Origin of the sequence: Paraplanobispora siamensis, assembly GCF_016863175.1 — a bacterium.
Lineage (GTDB): Bacteria > Actinomycetota > Actinomycetes > Streptosporangiales > Streptosporangiaceae > Planobispora > Planobispora siamensis.
Genome location: NZ_BOOJ01000057.1, coordinates 1 through 16,382, shown reverse-complemented (window position 1 = coordinate 16,382; position 16,382 = coordinate 1). Strand labels below are relative to the sequence as shown.

Below are 16,382 nucleotides of genomic sequence, written 5' to 3'. Positions count from 1 at the left end.
CGCCGTGGCGGTCGTGCCCTTTCAGGTTCAGGCGATGGTGACGTCGGGGTCGAGGTAGACGTCCTGTACGGCGTTCAGCAGCCGGACGCCCCCGGCCATCGGCCGCTGGAAGGACTTGCGCCCGACGATCAGTCCCATGCCGCCCGCCCGCTTGTTGATCACCGCGGTCCGTACGGCCTGCGCCAGGTCGCCCTGGCCTGAGGACGCGCCCCCGGAGTTGATCAGTCCGACCCGGCCCATGAAGCAGTTGACGACCTGCCAGCGGGTCAGGTCGATCGGGTGGTCGGTGGTCAGCTCCTCGTACACCAGGTCGCTGGTCTTGCCGAACCCCAGCGCGCGGAAGCCGCCGTTGCCCTGCGGCTGCTTCTGCTTGACGATGTCGGCCTCCACCGTCGCCGCCAGGTGGTTGGCCTGGCCGGTGAGGTCGGCGCTGGTGTGGTGGTCGACGCCGTCCCTGCGGAAGGCCTCGTTGCGCAGGTAGGCCCACAGCACGGTGAACATGCCCAGCCCGTGCGCCGCCTGGAAGGCCTGCCGCACCTCCCGCAGCTGCCGCATGCTCTCCGGCGAGCCGAAGTAGACCGTCGCGCCGACCCCCACCGCACCCAGATCGAAGGCCTGCCGGACGGAGGCGAACATCACCTGGTCGTACCGGTTGGGGTAGGTCAGCAGCTCGTTGTGGTTGAGCTTGACGATGAACGGCACCCGGTGCGCGTAGCGGCGGGCGGCCATCCCCAGCACGCCCAGAGTGGAGGCGATGGCGTTGCAGCCGCCCTCCACGGCCAGCTCGCACAGCCGCAGGGGGTCGAAGTACTCCGGGTTGGGGGCGAACGAGGCCGCCGCCGAGTGCTCGACGCCCTGGTCGACCGGGAGGATCGACAGGTATCCGGTGCCGGCCAGGCGGCCGGTGTCGAAGACGTGCTGCAGGTTGCGCAGCACCGCGGGGGGCCGGTCGCCGCCGGCCAGGACCCGGTCCACGAAGTCCGGGCCGGGCGTGCTCAGCCGCTCCCGGCCGATCGTGGAGCATTCGTGTCCCAGCAGGGACGAGGTCTCGTCACCGAGCAGTTCCTTGAGCTCCATCGCGGGTCTCCTCTCAGACTGCGGCGGGCGGTCGCGCAGGCCCGGCGCCGATCCCGACCGCCTCCCCAGCACACCGGTTTCCCGGCCACGCGGGCAGTGCCGTACGGCCCGGCCGGTCATGACCGAGAGGCCCGGATCGTCAGGGACCTCCCGCCTTTAGCCGACCTTTCCGGCATCTCTGACATCAGGATCGTCCGATGACCTCCGTCTCCCAGGTAGGGACTTCCGCCCCTGCCCGGCGGCCGGCCGCGGCGATGGGATGGAAGTGAAGGAGTGTCACGGGAAACGGAGGGACGATCATGAGCGCACTGGTCCGCCGGGAGCCCCGCGGGCTGATCCCCGAGATCTTCGACTGGCTCGAGGCACCGTTCGCCGGACTGCGGCCGATGCTGGGACAGATGATCCGGTTCGAGGATTGCGTCAAGGACGGCCGCTACGTGCTCCGCGCCGAACTGCCCGGCATCGACCCCGACAAGGACGTCGAGATCACCCTGGCCGGGGATGTCCTGACCATCCACGCCGAGCGGCACCAGGAGGAGACGGAGGGGCACCGGAGCGAGTTCCGCTACGGCGCCTTCACCCGGTCCATCGTCCTGCCCGCCGGAGCCGACCCCAAGGACGTCAAGGCCGGCTACGACAAGGGCATCCTCGAGGTCAGCGTGAAGCTGTCGGAGGTCAAGCCGGAGGGCGTCCGCATCCTGGTCGGCAAGCCCGACGACAAGGGCAAGAAGAGCTGACGACGACCGGCGCCCCGCGGTGGTCACCCGGGCCCGCTCCTTCCCCCCGAAGGAGCGGGCCCGGGCCGTACCGGGCCGCTGGCGCCCGGCTCAACCCGATCCCTCCAGGGTGGAGATGTCGCCCTCGGGAAGGCCGAGCTCGCGGGCCTTGAGCAGACGACGCATCACCTTGCCGCTGCGGGTGTGCGGCAGGTTCTGGTCGAACGCGATCTCCTTGGGCGCGACGGCGCCCAGCCGGCGACGGCCGAAGGCGACCAGCTCCCGGCGGAGCGCGTCGGTGGGCTCGTGACCGGGCCTGAGCGTGACGAACGCCTTGACCAGCTCGCCCGCCACCGGATCGGGTTTGCCGATGACGCCGGCCTCGGCCACGGCGGGATGCTCCATCAGCACGCTCTCGACCTCGAACGGGCCGATGAGGTGGCCGGCGGACTTGATGACGTCGTCGGCCCTGGCCACGAACCAGTAGTAGCCGTCGGCGTCGCGCCGGGCGACGTCACCGGTGAGGTACCAGCCGCCCGCGAACGCCTTGGCGTACCGTTCGGGATCGTCCAGGTATCCACGGAACATCGACGGCCACCCGGGCCGCAGCGCCAGCTCGCCCTCCGCGTCCGGTTCCTCGACGACCTGCACCTCTCCGTCGGAGACCAGGGCCCGGCCGTCCGCGCCGCGCCGTAGCAGCGCCGCCCTGATCCCGGGCAGCGGGCGGCCCATCGATCCGGGCTTGACGTCCATCGCGGCGTAGTTGCTGATCATGATGGCGCCCGTCTCGGTCTGCCACCAGTTGTCGTGGACCGGCAGGCCCAGCGCGCGCAGGCCCCAGACGACGATCTCGGGGTTGAGCGGCTCGCCCACGCTGGCGACGAACCGCAGCCGCGACAGGTCGTAGCCGGCGGCGAGCTCGCCGCCGTGGCGCATCAGCATGCGCAGCGCGGTCGGCGCGGTGTACCAGACGCTGACCCGCTGGTCCTGCAGCGTGCGGTACCAGCGGCGGGCGTCGAACTCGCCCGTGTCGGCCACCACGGTGGCGCCGATCGTCAGGGGGGCGATGACGCCGTACGACATGCCGGTGACCCAGCCGGGGTCGGCGGTGCACCAGAAGGTGTCCTCGGGCCGCAGGTCCAGGGCGTAGACGGCGGTGGCGCGGTGGGCGATCACCGCGGCGTGCACATGCACGGCGCCCTTGGGCCTGCCGGTGGTGCCGCTGGTGAAGTGCAGCAGCGCCATGTCCTCCGAGTCGGTGGGCGGGATGTCGAAGCGCGGACTCGCCCCGGTCATCGCCTCCCGCAGCAGCCGGGTGCCCTCCGGGGCGGGGCCGTCACCGGTGACCAGGACGTGTTCCAGCGCCGGCAGACTGTCCCGGATCGGGGCGACCTTCCGGGCGTAGAGCTCGGGGGTGGTCACCAGGACCCGGCCGCCGCCCAGGCGCAGCCGCTCGCGGATCGGCTCGGGACCGAAGGCGGAGAAAAGCGGCGACAGCACGCTGAGGTTCTTGAGCGTGCCCAGCACCGTGACGTACAGGTCGGGGACCCGGCCCAGCAGTGTGAAGACCCGCTCGCCCTTGCCCACGCCCAGCTCGCGCAGCACGTTGGCGAAGCGGCCGGTCTCCCTGTGCAGATCGAGGTAGGTCAGCTCGGTGACCTTGTCATCCCTGCCGACGCACCGCAGAGCCGTCTGGTGACGGCGTTCCGTCTCGGCGTGCCGGTCCACGGCCTCGTAGGCGATGTTGAGCCCGTGACGGCCGTACAGCCGGGCGCGCGCCCCCTCCCAGGAGAAGGACCGGCACTCGGCGGCGTAGTCCAGCAGGTTCGCCTGAATCGGGTTCTTGTGAACGGTCTCCCACATCATCTCGGCCCGCCACTCCGGCCGGGACCAATGACGTCGATCATCGTCGTGGCGGTTCCTCCTCCGCTCCATCCGACTCCCGGCCCGGCGGCCCGCCCAGGGGCGACCGGCTCTCCCGGAGGGGACTTCCGGCCCCTGCCGCCGACCCCGCGGACGTCGATGATGGAAACGGAACATCCGGTCGAGCGGCGCGGAGCGCCTTTCCCACGGCGCCGGACGATGAGATCGGAGACACTCATGAACACTCCGGCCGGCATGAGCACCCGGCACGAACCCGTCCCGGCGGCCCCGCCCGCCGGCCGTCTCCCGGTCATCGCGCTCGTGTCCTCCGCCGGAGGGCTGGCCGCCACCAGCCGCGTCCTCGGCGCGCTGCCGGTCGGTCTGCCCGCCGCGGTGATCGTGCTGCAGCACCTGAACCCCGACCGCCGCAGCATGCTCCCGCACATCCTGGGCAGGCGCACCGCCCTGCCGGTCGCGGCGGCGTGCGACGGGCAGGCCCTGGTCCCCGGCCGTGTGGTCGTCGCCCCGCCCGGGCAACACCTGCTCGTCACCGGTGACCGCCGGCTGCTCCTGATCGTCTCCGGCCCGCTTCCGCCCTACCGGCCCTCGGCCGACCTGCTGCTGACCAGCCTGGCGCTGGCCGTGGGACCCGACGCCGTCGCGGTCATCCTGTCGGGCGAGGGCAGGGACGGCGCCACCGGCGCCACCGCGGTCCACCGCCTCGGCGGCACCGTGATCACCACCGATCGGGCGACCAGCAATCACTTCGCCATGCCCCAGGCCACCATCACCCGGGACGAGATCGTCGACCACGTGACGGCGCTCGACGAGGTGGCCCCGCTCCTGCTCTCGCTGGTCGCCGAGGCGGAGGCGGAGGCGACAGCCTGACCCCGTCCCGCCCGCCCGGCCGCCGGCCGCGAAAAATCTGTCTTTCGGCCCGTCGACCGGTGACGTTCGCCGCGTTCGCCCACGGGCGCGCCGCAGCACTGTGGAGGTGGAGCACCAGAACAGAAGATGATCAGCGAGAAGAGATGATCACCGTGCTCACCACCCGCACCCTCCTCACCACCGCTCTCCTGACCGCCGGCACGGCCGGGCTGCTGCCCGCCGTATCGGCTCAGGCCGCTGCGGCCCCCGCCCCGCTGTGGGCGACGGCCACCCGGCAGGCCGCGGAGCAGTCGGCCCGGCCGACCGTCCCGACCCTCGTCGACGTGCGCGCCGCCCACCATCCGGGCCTGGACCGGCTGGTCTTCGAGTTCCGCGGCCCCGTTCCGGCCCGCTACAGCGCCCGCTACGTCAAGCAGCTCATCGGCGACCCGTCCGGCAGGCCTGTGCGCGCCGTCGGTGACGCGCTGCTGAAGGTCCGCTTCACCAAGGCCACCGGCCACGACGGCAACGGCGCTACCTACGGCCCGGCCCGCCGCACCTACTCCCTGCCCGGCGTCGTCCAGGTCGTCTCCACCGGTGACGACGAAGCCGTGCTGTCCTTCGGAGTGGGGCTGGCCAAGCGCACGCCGTATCGCGTCTACGCCCTGAACCGGCCCAGCCGGGTGGTCGTCGACATCAGTACGCCGTACCGGACCGTCATGGCCCGCAACCACTTCCTCAACCTCCGCAACTTCAACACCGGGCACGAGCCGTACACCACCGCCGTGCTCCGACCGGTGATCCCGCCCGGCACCGCCTACGGCGCGCTGCAGCGGCTGTTCGCCGGACCGACCCAGAGCGAACGCGCGCAGGGTCTGCGATTCATCAGCTCCAGGGCCACCGGCTTCAGCAAGCTGACCATCACCAAGGGCGTCGCCCGGGTCTACCTGACCGGCCGGTGCACCAGTGGCGGCTCCACCTTCACCGTCGCCGACGAGATCATCCCGACGCTCAAGCAGTTCCCGTCGGTCAAGTGGGTGAAGATCTACAACGCGGCCGGGCAGACCGAACGGCCCACCGGCCCCTCCGACTCCATCCCCGAGTGCCTGGAGCCGTGAGTCATCCTCACGCGGAAAGGCGGTGAAGACCGCTACCGATGCGCCACCAGGGCGTGCAGGGCCGGGGCGGCCCCGGTGACCAGGGGCGGCCCGTGCCCCCGTGCCAGCACCCGTGGTTCGAGCCGGGCCAGGGCGGCGACCGACCGCCGGGCCTCGGGCCAGTTCCAGGTCGAGACGTACGGCGGGCCGTACACCCCCGCAGCCTCGCGCAGCAGGTTCCACGGACGGTTGAGATCCACCGTCAGCGCGGCGTCCCCGGTGATCAGCACGCCGTCCCGGCGGCGCAGGAAGGCGCTGTGGCCGGGCGTGTGCCCGGGGGTGGCCACGCACTCCCAGCCGGGCAGGCCGGGCACGGCGCCTTCGGGATCGAAGGACCGGGCCAGGCCCGCCACGCTGTTGGCTGCCAGGGCCCGGCGCAGCGTGCGAGGCGGGATCAGGCGCAGCACGGGGGCGACGAGCCAGCGGTCGAGCGGATTGGCGTACTGCGGCACATACCCCCCGGCGGCCAGCGGCAGCTCATCCGGGTGCACGTAGACCGGCGGCTTCCAGGCCGCGACCAGCTCGAGCAGGGAGCCGGAGTGATCGGGGTGCAGGTGGGTCAGCACGATGGCGGCCGGCGGCGCACCGGCTCCGAAGAGCCTCTCGGCCGCCTCCCTGACGCGCCGTCCCTGCTTGCGCCAGCCCGTGTCGATGAGCGCCCACGAGGAGCCGGAGCGCACGAAGTACACGTTGCAGGCGGTGACGCCACACCCCAGGGCCAGCAGGAAGACATCCTCGGCGATCTCCTGCGGCCCGCTGTTTCGTCTCGGTTCCCGTCGCATCGGTGCCTCACCTCTTTTCCCTTCTCCCCGGACTTCATCGCCATGTCGTACGAGGTCATCTCAAGCCTCGGCCGGGCGGGGGGAATGGCGGTAGAGGCGAACGACAGGGCCGAAGAGCCCTCGGGCGGGGCTTTTCAGCCGATCGTGCGGGAGCGAGGATGAAGTTCCCCCGCATCCGGGGAGGCATCGTCCCTTCAGTGAAGGGAGTACCGGTCATAGTGCGCAATCATCGGCGTTCGTCCTCAGGTAGCAGCAGTTATCGGCGTTCGTCCTCGGTCGGCGGTCCGTGGCTGATCGGCACCGGACGGCCGCGCCGCAGGCACCCGGTCCGCCTACCGGCGCCGGCCGGCGGCGAACGGCCCGTCCACGACATCGGCGATCTGGGCGACGGGCTGATCCAGCGGCTGTTCACCGCCGCCCTTCACCTGCACAGTGCCCTGCCGGACGTCCACGACGACCGCGCCGCCCGCAGGATCCAGGAGTCCCTCATCACCCTGGACCAGGCCGTCAGGGAACTGCGCGGAGCCGCCTTCGGCATGCGGCGAGGACAAAGGTGAAGGTCATACCGGCAACGCGGTCAGGGCGTGGAGTTCGGCCCGCAGGGCGGCGGTCAGCACGGGCAGGTCGGGCACATTGCCGGGGTCGGCCAGGACGGCGACGGTGAGCGTCCCGGCGTAGGACAGGGCCTCGAAGCTCACCGTGATGTTCCCGCCCTCGGCGACCGCGATGGGCACGACCGCGCGGATCGGGGCACCGGCGAAGGACAGCGGCCGGTCGGGACCGCGCATGTTGCTCACCAGCGTGTGAAGGCGTCGCTGGCGCCGCATGTACCGGCGGTACAGCCCCAGCCGGGCCGCCACCCGGAACAGCGGGCCGGACAGGGCCGTGAGGGGGATCTCCGCCTGGGTGGCCTTGCGGGCCCGCAGGATGGCCGCGACGCGTTCCAGCCGCCGCGAGGGAGGCCCGTCCGCGCCCGGAAGGGCGACGATCAGCGGGACGACCTCGTTGCCGAGCCGGTCGGCGCCGGCCGTACGGCGGGCCGCCACCATCACCGCCACGGAGAAGACGTCGACGGACTCGCCGCGGTGCGCCAGCAGCGTGCGCAGCGCGCCGGTGATCGCGGTCAGCAGCGCGTCGTTGACGGTCCCGCCGCAGCGGTGGGCCGCCGCCCGCAGCCCGGCCAGATCGGCGTGAACCGCCTCGACCCGGCAGCGCGGCCCGACCGGCCGCAGCAGTGAGCACCGCTCCGCCGGCGCCGGACGCAGGCCGCCCGAGGCCGTCACGGCCACCCGCACGGCCCGCCAGAACGCGGGCACGCGACGCAGCGCTCGCAGGCGCTCGCGCAGGGCGTCGGCGGCCAGCTCCCGCGTCGAGGGCGGGCGCCGCGGGAACGGGACTTCCCGGGCGGACGACGCAGGGGCCGCCTGGTCCACCAGGCCGGCGAGCACGGCCAGCCCGCCGATGCCGTCGGCCACCACGTGGTCCAGGACGACGACCATCCCGAGCACGTCGCCGGCCGGGCCGGTGACGAACACCACCGCCCACAGCGGCCGGGAGCGGGGCAGCGGCTCGTTCACCACGGCGGTGGCCGCATCCAGCAGCGCCTGCTCGTCTCCCGGTTCCGGGCAGGGCGCGCAGCGCACGTGACGACCGGCGTCGAAGGCCGGGTCATCGGCCCAGACGGGGCGGCCGCACCCCGGCGGCACCCGTACCAGGCGCTGCCGCAGGCGTGGCACGGCCCGCACGCGCTCGGCGAGCAGCCGGGTGGCGGCCGTCCCGTCGAAGCCCGGCGCCGCCTCCAGTGTCAGGAGGGCGCCTATCTGCTGGGGAGCCGAGCGCGACCCCATCGCCAGATCGGCGGAGCCGGCCCGCTCGATCACCCGCTGAGGACCGGTCATCGTCTCCTCCCGGAGAAGCCTCAGGGACGGCGGTTCACCAGGGGTCGGCCTCGTGTCCCGCCGGAATGTTGCGCAGTCCGTCGTACGCGTCGCGTGCGGAGATCTTTCCCTCGATGACGTGCTGGATCGTGCGGCAGATCGGCAGGGGCAGCCCGTGCCGGTCGCCGAGCTCGACGGCCACCCCGGCGGTCCTGACGCCCTCGGCGACCGAGCGCATCGTGCCGAGGACGTCTTCGAGACTGCGGCCCCGTCCCAGCTGCTCTCCGACGTACCGGTTGCGGCTCTGCGGGCTCATGCACGTGGCCAGCAGATCGCCCATGCCGGTGAGCCCGGCGAAGGTGACGCTCTCGCCGCCCATCGCCGTGCCCAGCTGGGTGATCTCCGCCAGGCCCCGGGTGATGACCGCGGCGCGGGTGTTGTCCCCCACGCCGAGGCCCTCGGCCATCCCGGCCGCGATCGCCACGACGTTCTTGAGCGCGCCGCCGAGCTCGCAACCGGTCACGTCGTGGTTGACGTACACCCGGAGCATCCCCCGGTGCAGCACCTCCTGCAGTGCGGCGGCGACCGTGAGGTCCTCGGTGGCCACGACGGTCGCCGCCGCCTTGCCGGAGAGGATCTCCTTGGCCAGGTTGGGCCCGGTCAGCGCCGCGGCCGGGTGCCCCGGCAGCAGCTCCCGGATGATCTCGGTCATCCGCAGCAGCGTCCCCTGCTCCAGCCCCTTGGCCAGGCTGATCACCGGGATCCAGGGCGGGACGTGGGGACAGGCCCGGCGCAGCACGTCGCGGAACCCGTGGGAGGGCACCGCGACGATGAGCAGCTGCGCCGTCTCCGCGGCGGCCTTGAGGTCGTCCGTGGCCGCCAGCCGCTCCGGCAGGGAGAAGCCTTCGAGGTACAGCGGATTGACGTGCCCGTCGTTGATCTGTTCCGCGAGGCCGGGCTCGCGGGCCCACACTGTGGCGTCATGGCGCTTGGCCACCAGTGACGCCACCGTGGTCCCCCAGGAACCGGCCCCGACGACCGTGACCTTCATGACCCGGTCCCTCCCTTCCGGAAACGGAGATCACCGCGACGGTCGCCTCGGCGGGGCGACCACCAGGGGGCAGGGCGCGTGGTGCAGCAGCGAGTGGCTGACCGAGCCGAGCAGCAGACCGGTCAGCTCACCTCGTCCGCGCGATCCCACGACCAGCAGGCCCGCTCCCGTGGAGGCGCCCTTGAGCACCTCGACCGGGTGGCCGTTGACGGCCTGCGCGACGACCTTGACGTCCGGGTAGTGCTCGCCCCAGCCGGCCAGGGCCTCGGCCAGCACCCGCTGCTCGCCGCCCTCCCGTTCCTCCGCAGGCGTGAGCAGGCCGGGCACGCCCTCGACGAGGGGACCGCTCCAGGCGTGGACCGCCCGCAGCTCGACCCCGCGCGCCGCGGCCTCGGCGAAGGCGAAGGCCAGGGCGCCCGCCCCGGCGGATGAGCCGTCGATCCCGACCACCACCGGCCCGTCCTGCTCGGCGGGCGCGGAACGGACCACGGCCACCGGGCAGGTGGTGTGCCCGCACACGCCCAGCGCCACCGAGCCCACCAGCATGCCCATGAAGCCGCCCCGCCCGTGGCTGCCGACCACCAGCAGGTCCGCCTCCTTGGCGGCCTGGATCAGGCCGAGCCGCGGATCGCCCGGGAGCAGCCGTGACTCCACCTCGACCGAGGGATCCTCCGCGCGGGCCCGCGCCGTCCCGGCGTCCAGCATCTCGGCTGCGCCGCGGCGCATCCACCGGCCCACGTCGGCGTGCGGGGCGTCCTCGGGCATCTCGAAGGCCCAGGCCGGCATGATGTGCACGACGCGCAGCCGCGTGCCGCGCAGCCGGGCCTCGCGCACCGCCCAGCCGACCGCCTCCAGCGCGGCCTGCGACCCGTCCACTCCCACCATGATCATGACGTTCTCCTCCAGGGGCTCGGGTCGTCCACGGGATCGCGAAACGAGGCGTCCCGCTCTTCCTTGGTCACCACGCGGGCGTCGGGTCCGGGGAACACGAGGCTCTCGTGCCCGTCGTCCACCCAGCGCACCACGTAGGGCGGGGAGCCGTCGGGGTGACGCAACTCCATGATCACGCCGATCCGCCGGACGTCGTCCCCGCGGGTACCCTCGACGAACAGCCTGTCGCCTACCGCCGCCTTCATCGCGGGCTCCTCTCCCCGGTCGTCATCCGCCGCCCGGCCGCTCCGCCTTCCTCATCTCGCCTCCATCCTTCAGCCGGTCGCGGAGCTGTCGCAGAGGCGACCGTAGGGGGATGTGCGGGTACAAAGACCCTTGTGCCGCGCTCCGGCGAGCGTGGGCCGCGGCGGACCTCCGTAGAGGCCTGCGCCTCCACTCCCCGGGACCTTCGGCCGTTCCCACCGGCCGGTCCTGGGCCGACACTGAAGGCATGGACGAGCCGTTATCACCGATCATCGATCTGGGGCTGATCAGCGCCGTCGTCTTCGACACCGATGGTGTGGTCACCGACACCGCACGCGTGCACGCGGCGGCGTGGAAGCACGTGTTCGACCAATTCCTGCGGGGCCGGTCGGCGCCCTTCGACGTCCGCGACGACTACCTGCGCCACGTCGACGGCCGGCCCCGGCTGGACGGCGTGCGCACCTTCCTGGCCTCGCGTGACCTCACCCTGCCCGAGGGCGGGCCGGACGATCCGCCGGACGCGCTGACCGTGCACGGCCTGGGCACCGCCAAGGACCGGCTGTTCGCCGAGCAGGTCGCGCGGTACGGCGTGGCCGCCTTCCCCGACACCGTGGCCCTGCTGCACGAGCTGCGCCGCCGCGGCTGCCGTACCGCCGTGGTCTCGGCCAGCCGCAACTGCCGCACGGTGGTGACCGCGGCCGGGGCCATGAAGCTGTTCGACGTCCTCGTCGACGGCAACGACGCCGACCGCCTCGGCCTGCCCGGCAAACCCGATCCTGCGCTGTTCCTGGAGGCCGCCCGCCGCCTGGAGACGCCCGTGGGCCGCACGGCGGTCGCGGAGGACGCGCTGCCCGGGGTCGAGGCCGGCCGGCGGGGCGGTTTCGGCCTGGTCATCGGGGTCGACCGTACGGGCCTGGCCGTGCCGCTGCGCGAGCACGGGGCGGACGTCGTGGTGACCGACCTGAGCGAGGTGACCGTCAGAGGGCGCATACCGGCCGGTGCGCCATGACGGCCTGGACATTGGTCTACAAGGGCTTCGATCCGGCGGCCGAGGGGCTGCGCGAGGCGCTGTGCACGCTGGGCAACGGCTACATCGCCACCCGGGGAGCCGCGCCCGAGTCCGGGGCCGACGGCGTGCACTATCCCGGAACCTACGCGGCCGGCTGCTTCGACCTGCTGGACTCAGCCGTGGGCGGTCGCACCGTGAGCAACGAGGACATCGTCAACCTGCCCAACTGGCTGCCGCTGTCCTTCGCCGCCCCCGGCTGCGCCTGGTTCCGGCCGGAGGAGGCGCAGCTGCTGGACTACCGCCAGGAGCTGGACCTGCGCCACGGCGTGCTGCACCGCAGGTTCCGCTTCCGTGACGAGCACGGCCGCGTCACCGCGGTCCGGCAGCGCCGTCTGGTGTCCATGGCCGACCCCCATCTGGCCGCGCTGGAGACCGTCTTCATCGCCGAGAACTGGTCGGGGCCGCTGCGCGTGCGCTCCGCGCTGGACGGCCGGGTGACGAACCGGGGGGTCAGGCGCTATCACGACCTGAACGGCGCCCATCTCACCGGGCACGTCACCGGCGCGCACGACGGGATCACCTGGCTGTCGGTCAGGACCCGGACCTCGGAGATCACCGTCGCCCTGGCCGCCCGGGTGGAGACCTCCTCGGCCCGGCGCCGGGTCGGCGGCGGGACCGGGTGGATCGCCGAACGGCACGTGCTCGACCTGCGGCAGGGACGACCGGCGACGTTCACGAAGATCGTCGCTCTGGTGACCTCCCGCGACCGCGCGATCGCCGACGCCCCCTCGGCCGCGATCCGCGCGGTACGGCGCGCGCCCGGTTTCGGCGAGCTGCTCGACCGGCACCGGACCGCCTGGGACGGCCTGTGGCGCCGCGCCCGTCTCGACGTGAACGGCCCGCAGGTGGGGCGCGTCGTCCACCTGCACGTGTTCCATCTGCTGCAGACGCTCTCCCCGCACACCGCCGACCTGGACGCGGGCGTGCCCGCGCGCGGCCTGCACGGCGAGGCCTACCGGGGGCACGTGTTCTGGGACGAGCTGTTCGTGCTGCCCTGGCTCACCATGCGCTTCCCGGAGATCTCCCGCGGCCTGCTGCGCTATCGGTGGCGCCGCCTGCCCGAGGCCAGGGCGGCCGCGCGCGAGGCGGGGTTCGCCGGCGCCATGTTCCCCTGGCAGAGCGGCAGCGACGGCACCGAGCAGACCCAGACGCTGCACCTCAACCCGATCTCCGGACACTGGCTGCCCGACCACTCGCACCTGCAGCGGCACGTCGGGCTGGCGATCGCCTACAACACCTGGCAGTACCACTCGGTGACCGGCGACATCGAGTTCCTCGTGGAGTGCGGGGCGGAGCTCCTGGTGGAGATCGCCCGCTTCTTCGCCTCGCTGGCCGTCCCCGATCCGGTGTCGGGCCGCTACGAGATCCACGGCGTCATGGGGCCCGACGAGTATCACGAGTCCTACCCCGGCGCGGCCTCCCCCGGCCTGGACAACAGCGCCTACACCAACGTCATGACGGTCTGGCTGCTGCTGCGCGCCCGCCAGGCCCTGGCGCTGCTGCCCGAGCACGAGCGGCAGGCGCTGGCGTCGAGGCTCGCGCTCACCGACCGGGAGCTGGAGCGCTGGGACGACATCACCCGCCGGATGCGGATCGACTTCCACGACGGGGTAATCAGCCAGTTCACCGGGTACGCGGACCTGCTGGAGCTGGACTGGGAGCGCTATCGGGGCGTGCGCCGTCTGGACCGGGCGCTGGAGGCCGGGGGCGACAGCCCCAACCGCTACCGCGCCTCCAAGCAGGCCGACGTGCTCATGCTGTTCTACCTGCTCACCGCCGACGAGCTCGGGGAGATCCTCGACCGGCTCGGCTACCGGACGGAGCCGGACCTGATCCCGCGCACGGTCGGCCATTACCTGGCGCGCACCTGCCACGGCTCCACGCTGAGCGCCGTCGTGCACGCCTGGGTGCTGGCCCGCTCGGACCGGGCGCGCTCCTGGCGGTTCTTCACCGAGGCCCTGTCCTGCGACATCGACGACGTGCAGGGCGGCACCACCGCCGAAGGCGTGCACCTGGGCGCCATGGCCGGCACCCTGGACCTGGTGCAGCGCTGCTATCTCGGGCTGGAGGCCGGCCCCGACGGGGTGCGGCTGAGCCCGCTGCTGCCCGCCCGGCTCACCACTCTGGCCCTGCCGATCCGGGTCCGCGGCGCCTGGCTGTCCATCGACGTGGAACCCGGCGGGGTGCGGGTCACCCGCGGCGACGACGGTCCCGAGCATCTGAACGTCACCGTGTACGGCCAGGCCGCCGATCTCGAGCGCGGCGCCGTACGCGTCTTCGGGTATCCCGGTCAGGCGGTCGCGATGTCCCGGCGGTCGAACACGGGCAGGGCCGCGGCGAGGAGCACCACCGGCACGATGACCATCCAGACGTAGGAGACCGGCAGCCCCGCGCCCAGCGGCCCGCCCTCCAGCGCCTGGTGGAAGGGGGAGATCGGCCGCCAGGGTTCGAGCGCGTCGACGAACTCGCCCGCGACGTAGAGCACGTACCCGGCGAAGGCCATCACCGTGGCCACGGCGACGGCCACCGTCCGGCGGCCCGTCACGGCGCCCACCGCCAGCGCCAGCCAGCCGTACTCGATGCCGAGCAGCGTCATCGACAACGCGCCGGTGGCCGCCTCGGCGACGCCGATGTCCATGTCGAAGAGCGCCGAGGCGGCCGACATCGAGACGAAGAGCACGGCGCCCAGCGCGATCACCGTGACCGCCAGCACGGCGGCCTGCTGCAGCAGCAGCCGGACCGGCGAGAGCGGGGTCACCAGCAGCGTCTCCAGCGTGCCCGCCTCCTCCTCACCGGCGACCAGGCGGGCGCCGCGACCGATGCCCAGGACGATGAACAGGGCGGGCAGCAGGGCGCTGAACAGCTCGGCGTTCATGAAGCCCACCCCGGTGGTCATCGCCTCGATGTTGAACAGCTCCTTGAACGCCTCGGGATAGCTCGCCATCAGCTTGTCCAGGTCGGCCATGTCCCGCATGAGCGGGAAGATCGCTCCCATCACGATCACGAGGACGGCCAGGCTCGCACTCCAGCCCAGCAGGGCGCGGCGCTGGTCGCGCAGGCTCTTGAGGAAGACGTTGTGGAACATCACCGCTCCTCGTAGTAAGTCATGAAGATCTCTTCCAGGTCGGGCTCGTGGGTGACGACGCTCTCGATCCCGTACGGCGCCGCCACCCGCAGCAGCTCGGCGGTCGAGCCCTCGACCACCAGGTGCAGGCGGGAGCCGTCGGCCGTCGCCTCGCGCACCCCGTCGGCCTTCTCGGCCTCGGCGAGCGGGGGTTCTCCGGCGAAGACGAGCTCCATGCGCCGTACCGCCTGGGCCTTCAGCTCCCCCACCGGCCGCACGACCACCAGATGGCCCCGGCGCAGGATGGCGACCGTGTCGGCGACGGCCTCGACCTCGTCGAGGATGTGCGAGGACAGGAACACCGTCCGTCCCGCGTCGCGGGTCTCGCGCACCAGCGCCAGGAACTCGCGCTGCATGAGCGGGTCCAGGCCGATGGTGGGCTCGTCCAGGATCAGCAGTTCGGGTTCGTGCATGAACGCCTGGATCAGCCCGATCTTCTGCCGGTTGCCGTGGGACAGGCCGCCGATGCGGCGGGACAGGTCCACATCGAAGCGCTCGGCCAGACCGGCCACGGCCTTCCCGCCGACACCGCCGCGCAGCCCGGCCAGATAGCGCAGGTACTGGTCGCCGGTGAGGTCGGGGTAGGCGGTGAACTGGCCGGGCAGGTAACCGATCCGGCGCTGTGCCCGGTCGCGGTCGCGGCCGATGTCGAGGCCGAGCACCTCCGCGTGTCCCGAGGTGGCCCGCAGCAGCCCGGCCAGCAGCCGGATGGTCGTCGTCTTGCCCGCGCCGTTGGGCCCCAGATAGCCGAAGACGGCCGGTCCCGGCACCTCCAGGTCCAGGCCGTCCAGGGCGAGTGTCTTGCCGTAGCGCTTGGTCAGCGCCCGGGTGCGGATCACGTTCACGGCAGACGTCCTTTCCGCCTATCCGTACGATCGGCTGTTTTCGGTCACACGGCGGGCCGCCGCTCGCCGGGCTCCCGCATCGCGGCCAGCGACACGCCCCAGGAGCGGGCGCGTTCGATCTCGCCCTCGAGCAGCGGCCCGGGAGTGCCGGAGACGTAGAAGCTCTGCGAGCCGGTGAGGACGGGCAGGCCCTTCCTGCGCAGGAGTTTCTCGGCGCCGCGCCGGGCCGAGCCGGGCAGCCAGGGGTTCTTGAAGCGGGTGTCGAACGCCGCGGCGCTCACATCGGGGGCGTGGCCGCTCAGGGCGGACAGCCACTCTCGCATCCCCTGCCCCTTCGACACCAGGCCGGAGGTCGCCTGCTCGGCGGCGGACTTGCGGGTGTTGGCCCGGCTCATGCCGAAGGCGTGCGTGGGCCCGCCCACCACGAGCAGGTCCACCCCGTCGGGAACGGCCGCCGGGGCGGCGCCGACCTCGACCAGCTCCACGTCCATCCGGGTGGCCAGGCCGTCGGCGATGGCCTGGGCGATCGTCTGGGTGTTGCCGAACATCGATTCGTAGACCACGAGCGCGCGCATGGGAACTCATCTCCTTGTCCGCCTGTGCTCTTCGGGCGGCCGGCGCCGGAGGCCGGTCCGGCCGCCTGACGGTCACCTCCAGCCTTCCGCCCGCCGCCGCGCGGATGAAGGGGCCGACGGTCGTGCGCATGAGGGACCAAAGACCCCGCGTACGCAAGCCCGCAGAGGGATCGGCGGGCTCGGCGTGCGCGGGGTCCCGGCCGGACCGGCGGGTTCCTTCCGTCCGGGACGGGCAGGGATCACCC

Annotated in this window: 16 protein-coding genes; 6 read left to right on the top strand and 10 right to left on the bottom strand. The window is 72.7% G+C overall.

Annotated features, from left to right (window positions below; all coding sequences use genetic code 11):
* Positions 1–27: 27 nt before the first annotated feature.
* A complete protein-coding gene (locus Psi01_RS32045) occupies positions 28–1,077 on the bottom strand; it encodes a class I fructose-bisphosphate aldolase (protein ID WP_204067876.1) in 1,050 nt (349 codons plus the stop codon).
* A 299-nt stretch (positions 1,078–1,376) separates the two neighbouring features.
* On the opposite strand from Psi01_RS32045, the gene Psi01_RS32040 reads away from it, so the two are divergent.
* On the top strand, positions 1,377–1,814 hold the full coding sequence (locus Psi01_RS32040; RefSeq protein WP_204067875.1) for an Hsp20/alpha crystallin family protein: 438 nt from the start codon (positions 1,377–1,379) through the stop codon (positions 1,812–1,814).
* 90 nt (positions 1,815–1,904) lie between these two features.
* Here Psi01_RS32040 and acsA read toward each other — a convergent pair whose 3' ends face one another.
* Positions 1,905–3,728 (bottom strand): acetate--CoA ligase, encoded by a 1,824-nt coding sequence (gene acsA, locus Psi01_RS32035; RefSeq protein WP_204067874.1) that lies wholly within the window; start codon positions 3,726–3,728, stop codon positions 1,905–1,907.
* A gap of 165 nt (positions 3,729–3,893) precedes the next feature.
* Between acsA and Psi01_RS32030 the strand changes: the two genes are divergently transcribed.
* Both Psi01_RS32030 and Psi01_RS32025 read left to right on the top strand, forming a co-directional pair.
* Positions 3,894–4,544 carry a chemotaxis protein CheB gene (locus Psi01_RS32030; RefSeq protein ID WP_204067873.1) on the top strand — a complete coding sequence of 217 codons (651 nt, stop codon included), beginning with the start codon at positions 3,894–3,896 and terminating at the stop codon, positions 4,542–4,544.
* A 143-nt stretch (positions 4,545–4,687) separates the two neighbouring features.
* Positions 4,688–5,641 carry an AMIN-like domain-containing (lipo)protein gene (locus Psi01_RS32025; protein ID WP_204067872.1) on the top strand — a complete coding sequence of 318 codons (954 nt, stop codon included), beginning with the start codon at positions 4,688–4,690 and terminating at the stop codon, positions 5,639–5,641.
* Between the two features lie 32 nt (positions 5,642–5,673).
* Here the strand turns inward: Psi01_RS32025 and Psi01_RS32020 are convergent, their stop codons facing one another.
* The gene (locus tag Psi01_RS32020; protein ID WP_204067871.1) at positions 5,674–6,462 is read right to left on the bottom strand and encodes an MBL fold metallo-hydrolase; all 789 of its coding nucleotides are present in this window, start codon (positions 6,460–6,462) and stop codon (positions 5,674–5,676) included.
* A gap of 218 nt (positions 6,463–6,680) precedes the next feature.
* Between Psi01_RS32020 and Psi01_RS32015 the strand changes: the two genes are divergently transcribed.
* Positions 6,681–7,019, top strand: a complete 339-nt coding sequence (locus Psi01_RS32015; protein WP_204067870.1) for a sensor histidine kinase — start codon at positions 6,681–6,683, stop codon at positions 7,017–7,019.
* Between the two features lie 3 nt (positions 7,020–7,022).
* Here the strand turns inward: Psi01_RS32015 and Psi01_RS32010 are convergent, their stop codons facing one another.
* Genes Psi01_RS32010 through Psi01_RS31995 form a run of 4 tightly spaced genes read right to left on the bottom strand, consistent with a single transcriptional unit; the run spans position 7,023 to position 10,526 of the window.
* Positions 7,023–8,360 (bottom strand): wax ester/triacylglycerol synthase domain-containing protein, encoded by a 1,338-nt coding sequence (locus Psi01_RS32010; protein WP_204067869.1) that lies wholly within the window; start codon positions 8,358–8,360, stop codon positions 7,023–7,025.
* A gap of 34 nt (positions 8,361–8,394) precedes the next feature.
* Positions 8,395–9,390: an NAD(P)H-dependent glycerol-3-phosphate dehydrogenase gene (locus tag Psi01_RS32005; protein WP_204067868.1), complete on the bottom strand. Its 996-nt coding sequence runs from the start codon at positions 9,388–9,390 to the stop codon at positions 8,395–8,397.
* Between the two features lie 30 nt (positions 9,391–9,420).
* Positions 9,421–10,281, bottom strand: a complete 861-nt coding sequence (locus Psi01_RS32000) for a universal stress protein (RefSeq protein WP_204067867.1) — start codon at positions 10,279–10,281, stop codon at positions 9,421–9,423.
* Complete coding sequence (locus Psi01_RS31995; RefSeq protein ID WP_204067866.1) at positions 10,278–10,526, bottom strand: DUF1918 domain-containing protein; 249 nt, start codon at positions 10,524–10,526, stop codon at positions 10,278–10,280. Before Psi01_RS31995 ends, Psi01_RS32000 begins: the two co-directional genes overlap by 4 nt.
* Before the next feature lie 245 nt (positions 10,527–10,771).
* Here Psi01_RS31995 and Psi01_RS31990 point away from each other — a divergent pair, with 245 nt between their 5' ends.
* Both Psi01_RS31990 and Psi01_RS31985 read left to right on the top strand, forming a co-directional pair.
* A complete protein-coding gene (locus tag Psi01_RS31990) occupies positions 10,772–11,533 on the top strand; it encodes an HAD family hydrolase (protein ID WP_204067865.1) in 762 nt (253 codons plus the stop codon).
* Positions 11,530–13,968 carry a glycoside hydrolase family 65 protein gene (locus Psi01_RS31985; protein ID WP_204067864.1) on the top strand — a complete coding sequence of 813 codons (2,439 nt, stop codon included), beginning with the start codon at positions 11,530–11,532 and terminating at the stop codon, positions 13,966–13,968. The genes Psi01_RS31990 and Psi01_RS31985 overlap by 4 nt, the downstream gene beginning before the upstream one ends.
* Here Psi01_RS31985 and Psi01_RS31980 read toward each other — a convergent pair.
* The 3 genes from Psi01_RS31980 to Psi01_RS31970 are packed head-to-tail and all read right to left on the bottom strand — an operon-like array spanning position 13,884 to position 16,137.
* Positions 13,884–14,678 carry an efflux permease Rv1217c-related protein gene (locus tag Psi01_RS31980; protein ID WP_204067863.1) on the bottom strand — a complete coding sequence of 265 codons (795 nt, stop codon included), beginning with the start codon at positions 14,676–14,678 and terminating at the stop codon, positions 13,884–13,886. The two genes, Psi01_RS31985 and Psi01_RS31980, sit on opposite strands and share 85 nt — an antisense overlap.
* Complete coding sequence (locus Psi01_RS31975) at positions 14,678–15,562, bottom strand: ABC transporter ATP-binding protein (RefSeq protein ID WP_239128171.1); 885 nt, start codon at positions 15,560–15,562, stop codon at positions 14,678–14,680. Before Psi01_RS31975 ends, Psi01_RS31980 begins: the two co-directional genes overlap by 1 nt.
* Before the next feature lie 44 nt (positions 15,563–15,606).
* Positions 15,607–16,137, bottom strand: a complete 531-nt coding sequence (locus Psi01_RS31970) for a flavodoxin family protein (RefSeq protein WP_204067862.1) — start codon at positions 16,135–16,137, stop codon at positions 15,607–15,609.
* Between the last annotated feature and the right edge of the window lie 245 nt (positions 16,138–16,382).

Coding starts and splice junctions, on each gene's coding strand:
- Psi01_RS32045 (WP_204067876.1), bottom strand. CDS start 1,077: ATGGAGCTCAAGGAACTGCTCGGTGACGAGACCTCGTCCCTGCTGGGA.
- Psi01_RS32040 (WP_204067875.1), top strand. CDS start 1,377: ATGAGCGCACTGGTCCGCCGGGAGCCCCGCGGGCTGATCCCCGAGATC.
- acsA (WP_204067874.1), bottom strand. CDS start 3,728: ATGGAGCGGAGGAGGAACCGCCACGACGATGATCGACGTCATTGGTCC.
- Psi01_RS32030 (WP_204067873.1), top strand. CDS start 3,894: ATGAACACTCCGGCCGGCATGAGCACCCGGCACGAACCCGTCCCGGCG.
- Psi01_RS32025 (WP_204067872.1), top strand. CDS start 4,688: ATGATCACCGTGCTCACCACCCGCACCCTCCTCACCACCGCTCTCCTG.
- Psi01_RS32020 (WP_204067871.1), bottom strand. CDS start 6,462: ATGCGACGGGAACCGAGACGAAACAGCGGGCCGCAGGAGATCGCCGAG.
- Psi01_RS32010 (WP_204067869.1), bottom strand. CDS start 8,360: ATGACCGGTCCTCAGCGGGTGATCGAGCGGGCCGGCTCCGCCGATCTG.
- Psi01_RS32005 (WP_204067868.1), bottom strand. CDS start 9,390: ATGAAGGTCACGGTCGTCGGGGCCGGTTCCTGGGGGACCACGGTGGCG.
- Psi01_RS32000 (WP_204067867.1), bottom strand. CDS start 10,281: ATGATCATGGTGGGAGTGGACGGGTCGCAGGCCGCGCTGGAGGCGGTC.
- Psi01_RS31995 (WP_204067866.1), bottom strand. CDS start 10,526: ATGAAGGCGGCGGTAGGCGACAGGCTGTTCGTCGAGGGTACCCGCGGG.
- Psi01_RS31990 (WP_204067865.1), top strand. CDS start 10,772: ATGGACGAGCCGTTATCACCGATCATCGATCTGGGGCTGATCAGCGCC.
- Psi01_RS31985 (WP_204067864.1), top strand. CDS start 11,530: ATGACGGCCTGGACATTGGTCTACAAGGGCTTCGATCCGGCGGCCGAG.
- Psi01_RS31980 (WP_204067863.1), bottom strand. CDS start 14,678: ATGTTCCACAACGTCTTCCTCAAGAGCCTGCGCGACCAGCGCCGCGCC.
- Psi01_RS31970 (WP_204067862.1), bottom strand. CDS start 16,137: ATGCGCGCGCTCGTGGTCTACGAATCGATGTTCGGCAACACCCAGACG.